Origin of the sequence: Flexivirga endophytica, from assembly GCF_014640635.1 — a bacterium.
GTDB lineage: Bacteria > Actinomycetota > Actinomycetes > Actinomycetales > Dermatophilaceae > Flexivirga > Flexivirga endophytica.
Genome location: NZ_BMHI01000008.1, coordinates 15,032 through 30,505 on the forward strand (window position 1 = coordinate 15,032; position 15,474 = coordinate 30,505).

Here is a 15,474-nt window from a genome sequence, read left to right on the forward strand (position 1 = left end):
CTGAAGGCACACGACTGGCGAAGGGTGGGTTACCACCGGGGAGTGTGAGTTCGTCGTATCGCCCGCCTGGGTGCGACTCCGATCGATTCAAGGAGTCCCCAGATGTCCGTTGCACAGTTGCTGGACGGCACAGCCGTCGCCCGCCGAAGCTTCGCCGAGACCGCCGAACGGGCCGCGGATTTCGCTGCGGCGCAAGGGCGTTCGGTATGTCTCGCCACGGTGCTGATCGGTGACGACCCGGCATCCCAAACCTACGTACGAATGAAGCAACGGCGCGCGGCACAGCTCGGGCTGGAGTCACGGCGGGTCCGGCTTTCGGCGGAGACAACCACCGACGAGGCCGTTGCCGCAGTGCGCGCCTTGTCCGAGGACGACACGGTCGACGGCATCCTCGTGCAGCACCCGGCGCCCGCGCAGGTGGACGAGTTGGCCGTCTTCGAGGCGATCGCGCCGAAGAAAGACGTCGACGGCGTCACCATGCACAGTTTCGCGGCAATGGGACTGTCTGCCAACGGTTTTCATTCCTGCACGCCAGAAGGCATCGTTCGGCTGCTTGATGCGTATGACGTGCCGACCGCGGGTCGTCGCGTTTGCGTGGTCGGACGCAGCGCGATCCTCGGCAAGCCGGTCGGGCTGCTGCTCCTCGCTCGGGACGCCACCGTCACCTTCTGCCACTCCCACACGACCGATCTGGCGGCACAGGTGTCGGAGGCGGACATCGTGGTCGCAGCCGTCGGTCGGCCGGAGCTCGTCCGGGGCGAGTGGATCAAGCCGGATGCCGTCGTAGTGGATGCCGGCTATAACCCGGGGAATGTTGGCGATGTTGAATTTTCGCGCGCAGCGGCGCGGGCGTCATACATCACGCCGGTGCCCGGTGGCGTCGGTCCCATGACGATCGCGGTCCTCATGGAGCAGACGGTGACTGCGGCGGAAAACCGGGTGCGGTAGCGCGACGACCGAGCATACCTTCGAGATATGCGCGCACCTGATGCCGGCTTCGCCGACCCTCGCCTCGCGGTGCTCTACGACTTCTTCGATGACGACCGCAGTGATCTCGACGGCTACGAGGCAATCATCGACGAGTTCGGTGCTCGCAAGGTCATCGACGTAGGTTGCGGAACTGGTTCTCTCGCAGTGCGATTGGCGGCACGTGACCTGGAAGTGATCGGAGTCGACCCCGCGGTCGCCTCTGTCGATGTTGCACGCGCCAAGCCGTATGCGGACAGAGTCACCTGGCTCAAGGGCGACGCGACGGCGTTGACCGGGCGGGTCGATGGCGCGGATCTTGCCGTGATGGTTGGGAATGTCGCGCAGGTTTTCGTGGACGACGTGGATTGGTCGGCGACGCTGGGCGCCATACACGGTGCGTTGCGGGACGGCGGTTGGCTCGTCTTCGAGACCCGACGGCCGGAGATGCGTGCTTGGGAGCATTGGACCACTCCGCCGACCGAAGTGGTCCTGCCCGACGGGCGACGCGGCACGGACTCGATGACGGTGACTGAGGTCGCGCTGCCGCTGGTGACGTTCGAGTCGACGCTCAAGCTGCCTGACGAGACGCTGAGATCGGTGTCGACACTGCGTTTTCGGGAGCGCGCGGAGATCGAGGACGATCTGCGATGCCACGGTTTCAAGGTCGTCGAAGTGCGCGACGCGCCGGACCGACCAGGCAAGGAGTGGGTCTTCTTCGCCCAGGTCCTCCGCGAGTGACGGCTTCTTCGGTGAGGGACGGCGAGATTTGACCGTCACTCGGCGAAGAAGCCGTCACTCGGCAAATGGGGTTTCACTGGAAGTCGCGGGACATGCTCCGCACATGGATCGTGAGGTGCTCCAGGCGGTCCGCGAGCAGGTTGGTGACGCCGTCCTCGGAGCGCTCCAGGATCCCGCGCACGACCATCGCCGGCGAAGAACGTGCGATGCGCCGGTAACGGTGCCAAACCCCTTTGGACACAATGACATTCAGGATGCCGGTCTCGTCCTCGACGTTGACGAAGGTGATCCCACCGGCCGTCGCCGGGCGCTGGCGGTGCGTGATCACCCCGCCGACCTGCACCCGGCGCCCGGTGTGGAAACCCTTCAGCTGCTCGATCGGCAGCACCCCGCGCGCGTCCAGGTCCGCCCGGACATGCCGGATCGGGTGATCGCCGGGGCTGATGCCGGTCGCCTGCAGGTCGTGCATCAGCAGCTCGCCGATGGACAGCTCCGGCAGCAGCGGCGGCTGGTAGGGGACACGGACCGGCAACTGGTCACCACGGATCGATGCTGCCTCCGCCGAGCGCCACAACGCGTCCCGGCGTGACCCGGTCAGCGCGTCGAGTGCCCCGGAGAGCGAAAGCGCCTCCATCTGCTCGGTGTCCAGGTCTGCGCGACGGGCCAGGTCGGCGAGATCGCTGAACGGACCGGACAGGTCGCGTGTTTGCACGATGCGTTCGGCGGCGGCCTCACCCAATGCGGTGATGTCGGCCAGGCCGAGCCGCACCGAGTAGTGCCAGTCACGGCGGTGCTCCTGCCAATCCGGCGATGTGTCGGAGTCGAACTCGCCGATCTCTTCCTGGGTGTGGTCGCGCAGGCATTCGTCGCTGCCTCCACGCCGGTCGACCGCGTCGGGGGAGTCCGGCTCGAGATCGGCGTGCACACTGGAGCGCATCAGATCCGGCGACAGCACCTCGACACCGTGCCGTCGGGCATCGCCGGTGAGCGTCTGCGGTGAGTAGAACCCCATCGGCTGAGAACGCAGCAGACCCGCCAAGAACGCTGCGGGGTAATGCAATTTGAGCCATGAGCTGGCGTAGACCAACACCGCGAAGCTCAGCGCGTGCGACTCGGCGAAACCGAAATTGGCGAAGGCCTCGATCTTGTTGTAGATCTCCTCCGCGGTCTCCGGCGGTATGCCGTTGCGGGCCATCCCGTCATACAGCTTGGTGCGCAGGGTGTCGATGCGCTCGACCCCGCGCTTGGACCCCATCGCCCGGCGCAGCAGATCGGCGTCGGCCGGACTGCAGTCGCCGACTGCGATCGCCATCTGCATCAGCTGCTCCTGGAAGAGCGGCACCCCCAGCGTTCGTTCCAGCACCGGCTGCAGCAACGGGTGCGAGTAGGTGACGTCCTCCTTGCCGGTGCGGCGCCGGATGTAGGGGTGCACCGCGCCACCTTGGATCGGCCCCGGGCGGATCAGCCCGATCTCGACGGCCAGGTCGTAGAACGACCGCGGCTTCAGTCGGGGGAGTGTGCCCATCTGCGCGCGGCTCTCGACCTGGAAGACGCCGATCGAGTCGGCGCGGCACAGCATGTCGTAGACGCCGGGCTCGTTGCGGGGCAGCGTCTCGATGCGCCACTGCTCGCCGGTATGGCGCTCGACCAGGTCGAACGTGTGCTGCAGGGCCGCCAGCATGCCGAGCCCGAGCAGGTCGAACTTCACCAGCCCCATCCACGCGCAGTCATCCTTGTCCCATTGCAGGACAGTGCGATCCGTCATCCGCGCGTGCTCGATCGGACACACCTCGCTGACCGGCCGGTCGGTGAGTACCATGCCGCCGGAGTGGATGCCGAGGTGTCGTGGATAGCTCAGCACCTGCCTCGCCAGGTCGATGACCGGCGCCGGTATGTCGTGGTCCGCACTGGAGATCTCCGCACCCCACCGCTCGACCTGCCGGGACCACGCATCCTGTTGTCCCTGACTCGCGCCGAGCGCCTTGGCCATGTCACGCACGGCGTTCTTCGGCCGGTAGGTGACGACGTTGGCCACCTGCGCGGCATTGCGCCGGCCGTAGCGCTGGTAGACGTGCTGGATGACCTCCTCGCGCCGGCCAGAGTCGAAGTCGACGTCGATGTCCGGTGCTTCCTCGCGCAACTCGGACAGGAACCGCTCGAAGGGCAACTCGTAGAAGATCGGGTCGATCACCGTGATGCCGAGGACGAAGCAAACCGCCGATGCAGCAGCAGACCCGCGCCCCTGGCACAGGATGCCGCGCGAGCGAGCGAACTGCACGATCTCGTGCACGATCAGGAAATAGCCCGGGAAGTCTTTCTTCTCAATGACATTCAGCTCACGCGCGATGCGCTCGTATGCCGCGTGGTTGTCCTTCGGATAGCGTTCCGCCGCACCTCGCATCGTCAGCTCACGCAGCCAGCTCATCGGAGTGTGACCGGCCGGAACCTCCTGCCGGGGGAGGCGCGGAGAAGCGGCCCGCAGGCTGAATGCCAGGTCGTCGGCGAGCTCGACGGTCCGCTCGACAGCACCTGGGAAACGGCGCATGCGTTGCGCCATCTCTGCCCCGCTGCGCACGTATGCCGCGCCGTGCACCGGCAGCCAGCTGTCCAGCTCCTCCAGGCTGCGGCGGGATCGGACTGCGGCCAGGGCCGTTGCCAGCGGGTATTGGTCCGGGCCGGCGTAATGCACCGCGTTGGTCGCGACGGTGAGTGCGCCCGCTTCGTGCGCGACGCCGGCGAGTCGGTCACAGGTGGCGCTGTCGTTCGGATCGCCATGATCGGTCAACTCGACGAAGACGTTTTCCTTGCCGAAAAGCTCCTGCAGTGAACGCAACTCCGCGACAGCGGCATTGTGGCCGTGTCGCGCGAGCGCACTGGGCACGCTGCCCTTGCGGCACCCGGTCAGGACCACCCACTGGCCTGCTGCTTCCTCGGCCAGCGCACGCAGGTCGTAGAGCGGCTTGCCCTTCTCGGCGGTGTCCGCGAGTTGGCCCTCGGTGACCGCCCTGGCCAGCCGGCGGTAACCCTCGGCGCCGCGCGCAAGGACCAGCAGGTGCTTGCCCTCGGGGTCGGGCACGCCGTTCTGCGGGGCGGTGAGACCGAGAGACAGCTCGGTGCCGAAAACCGTTCGCAATCCATAACTCTCGGCTGCCTCGGCGAAACGTACGATGCCGTAGAGACCGTCGTGGTCGGTGATGGCCAGGCCGTGCAGCCGCTGACGCGCGGCCTCGGTGACAAGATCCTCGGGTGCCGCGGCACCGTCGAGGAAGCTGTAGTGGGAATGCGCGTGCAGCTCGGCATACGGGACGACCGGGCCGGTCGGCGTCTCCAGCTCCGATGGTCGGAAGGGCTTCCGCTTGCGCGAGAAGACCGGTCCGTCACCTCCATCGGCAGGCTGGCCACGCACGCTGCGCTCCTCGGGCCGTATGCCGCGGGACAACGCCTGCTCCAGCTGCGACCACGGTATGGCGGGGTTACTCCAACCCATGGCGACTCCGTGGGAGCTCTTGGTCTCGATACGGCTCCGCTAGCGCTCCGCCTACTCGACCAGCGAGGTCAGTCATAACGAGCCTCGGTGAACCAGGTGTCGCCGTCGGCGAGCAGCAGCCACGCAGCCTGCTGATTGTCGGTCAGTTGGAAACGGTTGAGGTGCCTGCCTTTTCGCCACCAGCGTTGCTGGATCGGCCACGGCCCAGCCCACTGCTCGATGCGCCGATGGCCTTCCTGCAGCCGCAACCAGGCGGGTTGCCCGCTGACCGTGCCGCGGTCGTCGACGGTCACCGGCTCGCCGAGATCGGTGAGCACCTGCACCTGGCTGGCGCTGCTGAAGACGGTGGCCGGGGCGGGGCCGGGCACGGCGCCTGGCCAGGGCTGCTCGAGGCGGCGTTCGCGAACGGTCGGCAGGGCGTCACCCCACGGCCGCAGGACGCGCCGCTCGTGCAGCAGCCGGCCACCGGCCACCGTGCCGGTCAGCACGGCATCGTGGCCGAGCCGGTGTTGCAGGGTGGTCAGGGCGTGCTCGACCTTCTCGTCCGGCCGGTCACCCCACAGACCCTGCGCGTGGTGCTCGGCGTTGTCGATCGACTCGGGCAACACCTGCACGGAGAGCACCGAAGCTCCCAAGGAGTCGTCATCGACGGTTGCCGCCTCGGTCGCGAGATCCTCCAACTGCCAACGGATCCGGTCCAGAACCTCGGAGCTGCCGAACTGCCACGGATGACGCCAGAGGCGCTCGAAGAGAGCGTCGGGCTCGAGTTGCACGGTGACCCGGATCTCGGTGCAGATCAACGACGAACGGGTGAGCAGCTGGGCGAAGTCGGAGGCGGCCGGCTCGCAGTGCGCGATGATCTGCTCGACCCGGTCGGTGGCCGGGTCGAAGACGACATGCATGCCCAGCTCCGGTGGCACCGTGCGAGGACTCAGGATCGGTGCGTCCTCGCCGCTGGCGAGCTGGTGTGCGCGTAGGCCGGCAGCGCCGAACCGGGCGTGCACCTGATCGCGCGGCAGCTGCACCAGGTCACCGAGCTTGCGAATCCCCATGCGTTGCAAGAGGTTGTCCAGCTTCTTGTCGCACGCGACGGCAACGGGCAGCCCGGCGAGGAAGTCGGCGGAACCTCCTGCGGGGACGATGTGCAGCGGTGTCACGGTGGAGCTGGTGTAAGCAGCCTGCTCGGCGGTGAAGAGACCGTCGGCGACGGCGACCCGCAGATCGACCGGCAGGCGCAACTCGTGCTCGGTGAAGTCGTGCAGGTGGGCGAGGAGGGCGTTCGCGGCGGCGTGCTCACCACCGTAGAAACGACCGGCTCCCTGTGCGCGCACCGCGGCGATGCCCGGACGGACCACGTGCACGTCGGGGATCTTCTCCTCGACCGCCTGCAGCACCGGCTCGAAGGCGCGTGCTTCGGCCACGACGTCATGGGGCAGCACGATCAGCTCCGGGCACCGATGCTGTGCCTGGCGGATGCGCAATCCGACGGTGACGCCCTCGAGCTTGGCGGCGGCGGAGCAGGCCACGACGAAGCCGCGGTCGGTGAGGGCGATGGCCTGATCGGCGGAGATGCCCTGGGTGAGCCGGGCCGCCAGCACCGACCAGCCCGGGCACCAGAGGAGCATGACGCGCACGGGTGAGTTGGTGATCATGGTCCCGTCTCCGAGCACATGTTTGCCGAAGGATGGGCGGGGTCCCCGCGAAGTATTCGGAGGAGGCGGGCCCCGACGAAGTATCGGAGGAGCGGAGCGGGGGAGAACTTCGTTGGGTGCAGGGTAGCGGAGGAGAAACTTCGTGGGGTGCCGATCATGGCCGGACCGGTATGGCGAGATCGACGTGCCGGGTGCGGTGCCGCTCGGTCACCTCGAACCGCAGGGTGCCGCCGGAGAGGTGGCCGTGCCCGGCATGCAGGCCGGCCCACCGCACGATCCGGCCGGTGAGCGCGGCGGCAGCACGCGGCCAGTCACCGAGCACGACCAGCGTGCTGCCGCTGGTGCGCAGCCGGGCGAGCAGGCGGGACACCTCGCCAGGCGAGATGTGCTCCGGAGGCGTCGCGACGACCAGCGCGGTGACCTCGACGAGGGACGCGATCACCGAGGTCCAGTCGGCGGGGGAGATCTGGGGGACCAGCGCCAGCCGGTCGAGCCGAACACCCCACTCGGCGGCCGCCTCGACGCCGAGATCGGGCAGCCCAACGACGCCGCACCACGACCCGGCCAACGACGGCCCGGCGAGCAGGGCGAGCGCGGCGCTCATCGAGCCGTGCAACGCGTAGACCGCACCGCCGCGCAGCCCCCGGGGGAACAACTCCGTGAGGGCGGGGTGCACCGGCACGCTGTCAGCAGCGGGCGTCTGCTCGTGCCGCTGCAGCAGGTCGTGCAACTCGGCAACCCGGGTCGCGGTGGGTGCTGTCATGCGTTCCATGATCGAACGTGTGTTCGATAAAGTCAATCGGCGGTGCAGCGTCGATGCGGTGGTCGGCGGCAATCACCCCACGGCCATAATCGTCGGGTGATCGCATCTACCGCCTGGCGCGCCCTGGCACGTGGTCCGGTCGAATTGGCGTATGCCGAAGCCGGCGCCGGCGATCACCCGGTGGTCCTGCTGCACGGCCTGGCCGGCACGGCCCAGGAATGGTCGGTCACGCTACGCGCGCTCAGCGACACCCATCGGGTGGCGGCCCTGGAACAGCGCGGTCACGGGCATTCGACGCGTGTGCCGAAGGATGTGACCCGGGCGGCGTACGTCGCGGACGTGGTGGCGTTGATCGATCGACTCGGCGGCGGCCCGGTGACACTCGTCGGGCAATCGATGGGCGGTCATACGGCGATGCTCGTGGCAGCCGAAAACCCGCACTTGGTAAGGCAATTGGTGATGGTCGAAGCCGGAGTCGGTGGTGGCGGTGATGCTGCCACGGCACCGGTTGAGCAGTGGCTGCGCAGTTGGCCGGCGCGCTTCCCGGACCGGGATGCCTTCACCGACTTCTTCATGAGTGCCGACCGAGGCGAGGCAAGAAGCAACGGGACGCCGGCGGCCGGTGAAGCGTGGGCGGACGGCCTGCAGTTCGACGCGGGTGGCCTGGTTCCGTGCTGGGACACGGACGTGCTGGTCGAGGCACTGCGCGCGGTGCACGTCTTGCCCCGGTGGCGGGCGTGGGAGTCCGTGAGCGTCCCGACGCACCTGGTGGTGGCCGAGCGCAGCGCCATACCGACCGAGCAGGTGGAGCGGATGCGCCGCCGTGCGAACGTCGAGTGCACCGTGATCGCCGGCGCCGGTCATGACCTGCACCTGGAACAGCCGCAGGCGTGGCGGCAGACCCTGGAGCGCATTCTGAACGCGTGCGGGCCGGTCACCGAAGATCGGTGACCGGCCCGCACGGGGTGCGTCGGTCTATCAGCCGGCGGTGTTCTCGGTGGTGGCCACCGGGCGCTGGGCCAGCTCGTCATCGAGGCGCAGCAGGCCGGGACCGTCGTCGTTGATCAGCTTGACGCGTCCGACGATCTCGTCGACCGACGACTCCTCTTCGACCTGCTCGCTCAGGAACCACAGCAGCAGCGGACGGGAGTCGAGATCGCCGGCCTTCTCCGTCGCGGCGTAGAGATCGCGGATCGAGGCGGAGACCTTCTGCTCGTGCGAGAGGGCGGCCTCGAAGACGGCGAGTACGGACTTGACGCTGACCTTGGGGGCGGCGATGGCACCGATCACCGGGTGGTTGGCGCGGTCGCTGAGGTGGTCGATGAACTTGTTGGCGTGGACGATCTCCTCGTCGGCCTGGTGTCGCAACCACGCGGCGATGCCCGGCAGGTCTCGGTCCTCCATCTCGATCGCGAGCTGACGGTAGACCATCGAGGACTCGAACTCCAGGGTGATCTGGGCGTTGAACTTCTTCTCAAGTGCGGCGCTCATCTTCATGGGCCTCAGCGTAGGTGGCGACGGTTGCCGCGGCCAGCAAAGTTTGCCTACCCACAGTTGGGTTTGCCTCACCTTCTTGTGGATCCACGAGCCAACCCGAGGCTTGCACTCAGTCCTGCCGGACCAATGACTGATAGTCGGGGTGCCGGTCGATCCAGGCCTTGATGAAGGGGCAGTCCGGCACCACGGAACGTTCGCCGGTGGAGCGCACCTCGTCCAGCGCATACCGCGCGATCGCCGAGCCCACGCCCTTGCTCTCGAACTTCGGGTCGACCTCGGTGTGCACGAAGGTGATCCGGCCCTCGGAGAGCCGGTAGACCGCGAACCCTGCGAGCAGACCGCCGATGCGGGCCTCGTAGCGGCTCTGGTCCAGGTTGTCGCGCACTGGGATGTCGTCAGTCATGGATCCATCTTGGACCTCGTGGCAAGGGGCGTTGCGCGACCGATGCCGAATGTCAGAGGTCGGGTCTAGCGTTTTGTCGCATCATTCGTGGAGGAGTGAGACAGATGAATGACCTGGAGAGTTGGCTCCTCGAGGGGGATCCGTCGGTCCGTTGGCAGGTGCTGCGCGACCTGACCGGCGCATCCGAGGACGAGGTGACGGTCGAGCGATCTCGGGTCGCGCAGACGGGTCAGGGCAAGCGACTGCTCGATCTGTATGTCGAGGGGGCGTGGGCCGGTGGTGCCTGCTTCCCGAGCCAGGATTGGCGACCGCCGGACGGACCGGTCGGCGACCCCGAGGGACAACCGTGGACTGCCACGCTTCCGACGCTGCGGTTGTTGCGCGAATTCGGTGTGGATCCTCAGGATTCGCGAGTGGTGACTGCCGTCGATGGCGTTCGTGAGGGTTGTCGTTGGGAGTATGACGGGTCGGCGTTCTTCGACGGTGAGGTCGAGCCGTGCATCAACGGCGGCACCGTCGCGGTCGGTGCCTACTTCGGCCAGGACGTGGACGGCGTCGTCCGGCGCCTGCTCGGCGAGCAACTCGACGACGGTGGCTGGAACTGCGAGGCTGAGAACGGCTCCACGCGGTCGTCGTTCCACACGACGATCTGCGTGTTGGAGGGATTGCTCGACTACGAGCGATCCGGCGGTGATCTCGAGGTCGCGGACGCGCGGCGACTGGGCGAGCAATATCTGTTGCAGCGCAAGCTCTTTCGGCGGGCGAGCAGCGGCGAGGTCGCGGATGCGGACTGGTTGCAGTTCTCGTTCCCGACGCAGTGGCACTACGACGTGCTGCGCGGCCTCGACTACTTCCGCGCGGTCGGTGGCACGCCCGACCAGCGGCTGACCGACGCCGTCGAGCACGTCCGCTCCAAGCGACAGCCGGATGGCAGTTGGCTGCAGGAGAACACCCATCCCGGGTTGATTCACTTCGAGCTCGAGGACGGCGACGGCAAGCCGAGTCGCTGGAACACCCTTCGTGCCCTGCGGGTGTTGCGCTGGACCGACGAGGCGACTGCCTGATTGCGGTGATCGGTGATTCGTGCCGACCTGAGCGGTCGAAAATCCACTGGCAACGGTTCCAGGAGCACCCGGAAGGGATCCCGTTGTGCTGGGCGACGGCAGCAGATACACATGGGCAGTGACCGATGATCAGCGCGACCACTTCGTCCGTGTTCGGGGCGCCAGCGAGCACAACCTGAAGAACGTCGACGTGGACCTGCCGCGGGATGCGATGGTCGCCTTCACCGGCGTCTCGGGTTCGGGCAAATCCTCCCTGGCCTTCGGCACCCTCTATGCCGAGGCGCAGCGCCGCTACTTCGAGTCGGTGGCGCCATACGCTCGCCGCCTGTTGCAACAGGTGGGCGCCCCGCACGTGCAGGAGATCACCGGGTTGCCGCCTGCCGTAGCGCTCCAGCAGCGCCGCGGTGCCGCCAGTTCGCGCTCGACGGTCGGCACGCTGACTACCTTGTCCAACCTGTTGCGGATGCTCTACTCGCGCGCCGGCACCTACCCCGAGGGCGCGTCGCGGCTGGCCGCCGAGGCGTTCTCCCCGAACACAGCCGCAGGAGCCTGCCCGCGCTGCCACGGGCTGGGTGAGGAGCACGACGTCAGCGAGGAACTGATGGTGCCGGACCAATCGCTGACGATTCGGGAAGGAGCGATCGCCGCCTGGCCGGGTGCCTGGCAGGGCGCCAATCTGCGGAGCATCGTGTCCGGGCTGGGCATCGATCTGGACACCCCCTGGAGCAAATTGCGGGCGAAGGATCAGCAGTGGCTGCTCTTCACCGAGGAGCAGCCGAAGGTGATGATCGAGCCCGAACCGGGTCGTGTCGACCACGGCTACTACGGCTTGTTCCGCAGTGCCCGCACACACGTCCACCATGTGCTGGCCAACTCCCAGAGCCAGATGATGCGCGACAAGGTGATGCGCTTCGTCCAGAGCGTGTCCTGCTCGGCCTGTGGCGGCACGGGGCTGCAGGCGGACTCACTGGCGGTCACCTTCCGCGGGCTGAACATCGGGCAGCTCAACGCGCTGTCGTTCAGCGATCTGGTCACCCTGCTGCGCCCGGTGGCCGAGCTCGAAGAGGCCGGCGCAGCGACGTCATCGGCCGGATCGGGCGAGGCGACCGAGGTCGCGGTGCGCATCTGCGCCGACCTCGTCGCGCGGGTCCAGGTGCTGCTCGACCTCGGGCTGGGCTATCTCTCGCCGGGGCGCAGCTCCACCACACTCTCGCCGGGCGAGGCGCAGCGGCTGCGCATCGCGACCCAGTTGCGCTCGGGCCTCTTCGGAGTGGTCTACGTGCTCGACGAGCCGTCCGCGGGGCTGCACCCTGCTGACGCCGAGCCGCTGCTGGACGTGCTGGACACCCTGAAGTCGTCCGGCAATTCGCTGTTCGTGGTCGAGCACGATCTCGACGTGGTGCGCCGAGCCGACTGGATCATTGACATCGGCCCGGGCGCCGGCGAGGGCGGTGGCGAGGTGCTCTACTCCGGGCCGGTCGCTGGCCTCGAGCAGGTTGCGGGGTCGATCACCGGGGACCACCTCTTCGGTCGTGCCGAACCCCTCGTCCGCCCCCAGCGCCAACCTCACGGTCGGCTGCATCTGCACGGAGTCACCCGCCACAATCTGCAGGACCTTTCTGTCGAGATCCCGCTGTGCGTGCTGACGGCCGTGACCGGGGTCTCCGGGTCGGGCAAGTCCACGCTGGTCACGCAGGTGCTCGCCGAGCTGGTGCGCCGCCACCTCGGCCAGGCGCCCGACGACGCGGAGGACAGCGACTTCGAGGTCGATGTCGACGACGCCACCGGCCTCGAGTCCTTCGACCGGCTCGTGCGCGTGGACCAGCGGCCGATCGGGCGCACGCCACGGTCCAACCTGGCCACCTACACGGGGCTGTTCGATGCCGTGCGCAAGCTGTATGCCGCCACCCCGGAAGCTCGTCGCCGCGGGTATGGCGCGGGTCGCTTCTCCTTCAACGTCGCCGACGGCCGCTGCGAGACCTGCCAGGGGGAGGGGTTCGTCTCGGTGGAACTGCTCTTCCTGCCCGGCACCTACGCGCCCTGCCCGTCCTGCCACGGTGCGCGCTACAACGCGGAGACACTCGAGATCGACTACCGCGGCAAGACCATCGCGGACGTGCTGTCCCTGTCCGTGGACGAGGCTGCGGAGTTCCTGAGCGACGTACCGGCCGCCTCGCGCAGCCTGACCACGCTGCGCGAGGTCGGCCTGGGCTACCTGCGCCTTGGGCAGCCGGCGACCGAGCTCAGCGGTGGCGAGGCGCAGCGGATCAAGCTGGCGACCGAGTTGCAACGAGCCCGCCGCGGGCACGCGCTCTACCTGCTCGACGAGCCCACCTCAGGGTTGCATCCTGCCGACATCGCGCTGCTGGTTCGCCAACTGCACCGGCTGGTGGACGCCGGCAACACCGTCGTGCTGGTCGAGCACGACCTCGACACGATCGCCAGCGCGGACTGGGTGATCGATCTCGGGCCGGGCGGTGGTGACCAGGGTGGTCGAGTGATCGCGACGGGCACGCCCGAGAAGGTCGCCCGTGCGAAGGGAAGCGCCACGGCGCCATACCTGGCCAAGCATCTCGCGGCGGGCTGACGCCGAGCCGCTAGCTTGTGTTGTGTGGTGCCCGACGATTCTCACGTGACATCGAACTCCCACGGCGCCGGCGATGCCAGTCGACCGTGGGAGCAGCTTGCTTCGGACTACGAACAGGCACGATCCCGGGAAGACTCGCTGGATCGGCTCGTCGAGTGGCCGGCGCAGCGTGAGCTGCTGGGTGATGTCAACGGACTGTCCGTGCTTGATGCCGGCTGCGGCAATGGAGCCAAGGTCGCGGAGCTGGTGCGCGACGGCGCAGCCGCTTCGGTGGGAGTCGATATCAGTGGCAACTTCGTCGATGCACCGCCACCCGGCACGCAACTCATCCAGGGCGACCTGTCCGACCTGGCCGCGGTGCCCGGCCTTGGTGGCCGGCGGTTCGACCGGATCATGTTCCTGCAGTCGTTCGGATATGCGAAGGACCCGGTTGCCGCATTGCGCACCGCACGAATGATGTTGGCCGACAACGGATTCATCGTGCTGACCCGGACTCAGCCGATCCGATATGCGATCGAACGTGCCGAGCAGAACGGCACCTCGCTGGGTGAGGAGTACTTCTCCACCGACTCGTTCTCCTACCGTCACAACGGCTGGAACGATCAGGTCACGCTCACGAAGCGGCCCTACACGATGTCGGATCTGCTCAATGTCTTCAGCGCGGCCGGGTTGTGGATCGAGGCTGCGGTTGAGCCCCAGCTGTCCGAGGACGCCCGTCGGCGGTACCCACACAAGCAGGCTGTTCTGAACAAGTACCTCGGCATCCTCCTCTTCAAGCTCCGCCCCCTGCCGGGCTGAACGACAGCGCTGCCCTGAGGGCCGGCGGTGGGACACATGGGGGAGGACGACCGCAGCCGTGATCGGTTGCCCGATTTCCGCTGATCTCGGCAGAAGTCGTACTGCGCCTACGACTCGGTCGGAGCACAGGCGAGTGCTACGAGATCACTGCGGTGGCAGCACCGACTGCTGGCTCGGCAGCTGGTCCTGGCGCACCAGGCCCACCGGGCAGGTCATGCCGTTCGGGCCGTGATTGCAATAGCCCGCCGGGTTCTTGTGCAGGTACTGCTGGTGGTAGTCCTCGGCATAGAAGAACGGCCCCGCGTCGGCCGCCGGGCGGATCTCGGTGCTGATCTCGCCGAAACCGTTGTCGTGCAACACCTTTTGGAAGGCGTCGCGCGTGGCGATCGCGGCCTGCTCCTGCTCCGGAGCGGTCCAGTAGATCGCCGAGCGGTATTGCGTGCCGACGTCATTGCCCTGCTGGTTGGCGGTGGTCGAGTCGTGGTTCTCCCAGAACGCCTTCAGCAGCAACTCCGGTGACGTCTTCGCCGGGTCGTACGCGATCAGCACAGCCTCGGTGTGCCCGGTGCGACCGGTGCACGTCTCCTCGTAGGTCGGGTTCGGCGTGTAGCCGCCCATGTAACCCGCGGCGGTCGCGACGACGCCGGGCTGCTGCCAGAAGATGCGCTCGGTACCCCAGAAACAACCCATGGCGACATACAGCAATTGCGTGCCGTCGGGCCACGGACCCTGCATCGGCGTGCCGAGCACTTCGTGCTTCTCGGGTATGCCGGGCAGCTGCGCCTGGCGACCGGGGAGTGCTTCGTCGGGGGACACCATCGTGGTCTTGCGGCCGAAGAGGAAGCTCATGCCCAGCACAACGAAAAGGTGGGCGGAAGCCTTCCCGGATCAGCAGTTCTTGTAGCCGGTCTTCAGCCGTTTCTGCGTCGCGGTCTGCTTGTAGGTGCAGGTGGCGACCTTGGTGCGGCCCTTCATCAGGTATGCCGTGTCGAGCGTGTTGTTCCACACCATCGACCGCATGCCCCAGTAGAGGTTCGCCGAGGTGTTGCGGCCCTTGCCGGTGTGCACGGTCACCGTCTTGCCCGCGCCGAGCCGGAAGGTCGTCGGGAAGCGGTAGACGTGGTAGTTCTTCCGGTCGTGGATCAGGTAGCCGGACAGGCTGATCGTCTTGCGGGTGACGTTCTTGACCTGGATGTACTCGCGGTTCAGGCGGGTCGTCGTGTATGGCGTGTCCGAGCCCGGCTGGTCGGCGTAGAAGCGGGCGAACTTCAGCGTGGTCGCTGCGTGGGCGGGCGCGGCGAGGGGCACCGCCATACCGGTGGAGACCGCGGTGACGACGAGGAGGGAGGCAAGGCGACGCATGGCGAGAGGTCTTTCGGCGAGAAGTGGTGTGACGGCGTTGCCCGCCGGGTAAAGGAAGAGTAAAGAGTGGCCGGCCCCGCGTCCAGCGGATCCGGGGAAGCTCCCGATGCGGCTGGGCCGTGGACGCGACGTGAGCGAATACGCAGCCTCTCGG

The 15,474-nt window shown here is 67.6% G+C and carries 13 protein-coding genes and 1 riboswitch; of the genes, 6 read left to right on the forward strand and 7 right to left on the reverse strand.

Annotated features, from left to right (window positions below):
* A riboswitch (ZMP/ZTP riboswitch) is annotated at positions 1 to 79 on the forward strand.
* 23 nt (positions 80 to 102) lie between these two features.
* Together IEX71_RS21100 and IEX71_RS21105 are read left to right on the forward strand one after the other, a co-directional pair.
* Positions 103 to 948, forward strand: coding sequence for a bifunctional 5,10-methylenetetrahydrofolate dehydrogenase/5,10-methenyltetrahydrofolate cyclohydrolase (locus IEX71_RS21100; RefSeq protein ID WP_188839068.1), 846 nt, complete (start codon positions 103 to 105; stop codon positions 946 to 948).
* Between the two features lie 27 nt (positions 949 to 975).
* Entirely contained in the window at positions 976 to 1,707 is a 732-nt protein-coding gene (locus IEX71_RS21105; protein WP_188839069.1) for a class I SAM-dependent methyltransferase, read from the forward strand.
* Between the two features lie 73 nt (positions 1,708 to 1,780).
* On the opposite strand, the gene IEX71_RS21110 is transcribed toward IEX71_RS21105, so the two are convergent.
* The 3 genes from IEX71_RS21110 to imuA' form a co-directional block, all read right to left on the reverse strand.
* Positions 1,781 to 5,194: an error-prone DNA polymerase gene (locus IEX71_RS21110; protein WP_188839070.1), complete on the reverse strand. Its 3,414-nt coding sequence runs from the start codon at positions 5,192 to 5,194 to the stop codon at positions 1,781 to 1,783.
* A 68-nt stretch (positions 5,195 to 5,262) separates the two neighbouring features.
* Entirely contained in the window at positions 5,263 to 6,846 is a 1,584-nt protein-coding gene (locus IEX71_RS21115) for a DNA polymerase Y family protein (protein ID WP_188839071.1), read from the reverse strand.
* A gap of 154 nt (positions 6,847 to 7,000) precedes the next feature.
* Positions 7,001 to 7,609 (reverse strand): DnaE2-dependent mutagenesis accessory factor ImuA', encoded by a 609-nt coding sequence (imuA', locus tag IEX71_RS21120; RefSeq protein WP_188839072.1) that lies wholly within the window; start codon positions 7,607 to 7,609, stop codon positions 7,001 to 7,003.
* A gap of 96 nt (positions 7,610 to 7,705) precedes the next feature.
* Here imuA' and IEX71_RS21125 point away from each other — a divergent pair, with 96 nt between their 5' ends.
* A complete protein-coding gene (locus tag IEX71_RS21125) occupies positions 7,706 to 8,560 on the forward strand; it encodes an alpha/beta fold hydrolase (RefSeq protein WP_229749934.1) in 855 nt (284 codons plus the stop codon).
* 27 nt (positions 8,561 to 8,587) lie between these two features.
* On the opposite strand, the gene IEX71_RS21130 is transcribed toward IEX71_RS21125, so the two are convergent.
* A complete protein-coding gene (locus IEX71_RS21130) occupies positions 8,588 to 9,106 on the reverse strand; it encodes a ferritin (protein ID WP_188839073.1) in 519 nt (172 codons plus the stop codon).
* Positions 9,107 to 9,215: 109 nt separating this feature from the next.
* Positions 9,216 to 9,509, reverse strand: coding sequence for a GNAT family N-acetyltransferase (locus IEX71_RS21135; RefSeq protein WP_188839074.1), 294 nt, complete (start codon positions 9,507 to 9,509; stop codon positions 9,216 to 9,218).
* 104 nt (positions 9,510 to 9,613) lie between these two features.
* On the opposite strand from IEX71_RS21135, the gene IEX71_RS21140 reads away from it, so the two are divergent.
* The 3 genes from IEX71_RS21140 (at position 9,614) to IEX71_RS21150 (ending at position 13,958) form a co-directional block, all read left to right on the forward strand.
* The gene (locus IEX71_RS21140; RefSeq protein WP_188839075.1) at positions 9,614 to 10,573 is read left to right on the forward strand and encodes a hypothetical protein; all 960 of its coding nucleotides are present in this window, start codon (positions 9,614 to 9,616) and stop codon (positions 10,571 to 10,573) included.
* Between the two features lie 118 nt (positions 10,574 to 10,691).
* Positions 10,692 to 13,160, forward strand: coding sequence for an excinuclease ABC subunit UvrA (gene uvrA / locus IEX71_RS21145; RefSeq protein ID WP_188839076.1), 2,469 nt, complete (start codon positions 10,692 to 10,694; stop codon positions 13,158 to 13,160).
* 45 nt (positions 13,161 to 13,205) lie between these two features.
* Complete coding sequence (locus tag IEX71_RS21150; protein WP_229749935.1) at positions 13,206 to 13,958, forward strand: class I SAM-dependent methyltransferase; 753 nt, start codon at positions 13,206 to 13,208, stop codon at positions 13,956 to 13,958.
* Between the two features lie 144 nt (positions 13,959 to 14,102).
* On the opposite strand, the gene msrA is transcribed toward IEX71_RS21150, so the two are convergent.
* Both msrA and IEX71_RS21160 read right to left on the reverse strand, forming a co-directional pair.
* A complete protein-coding gene (gene msrA, locus IEX71_RS21155; protein ID WP_188839174.1) occupies positions 14,103 to 14,807 on the reverse strand; it encodes a peptide-methionine (S)-S-oxide reductase MsrA in 705 nt (234 codons plus the stop codon).
* A 39-nt stretch (positions 14,808 to 14,846) separates the two neighbouring features.
* Entirely contained in the window at positions 14,847 to 15,320 is a 474-nt protein-coding gene (locus IEX71_RS21160; RefSeq protein WP_229749936.1) for a lamin tail domain-containing protein, read from the reverse strand.
* Between the last annotated feature and the right edge of the window lie 154 nt (positions 15,321 to 15,474).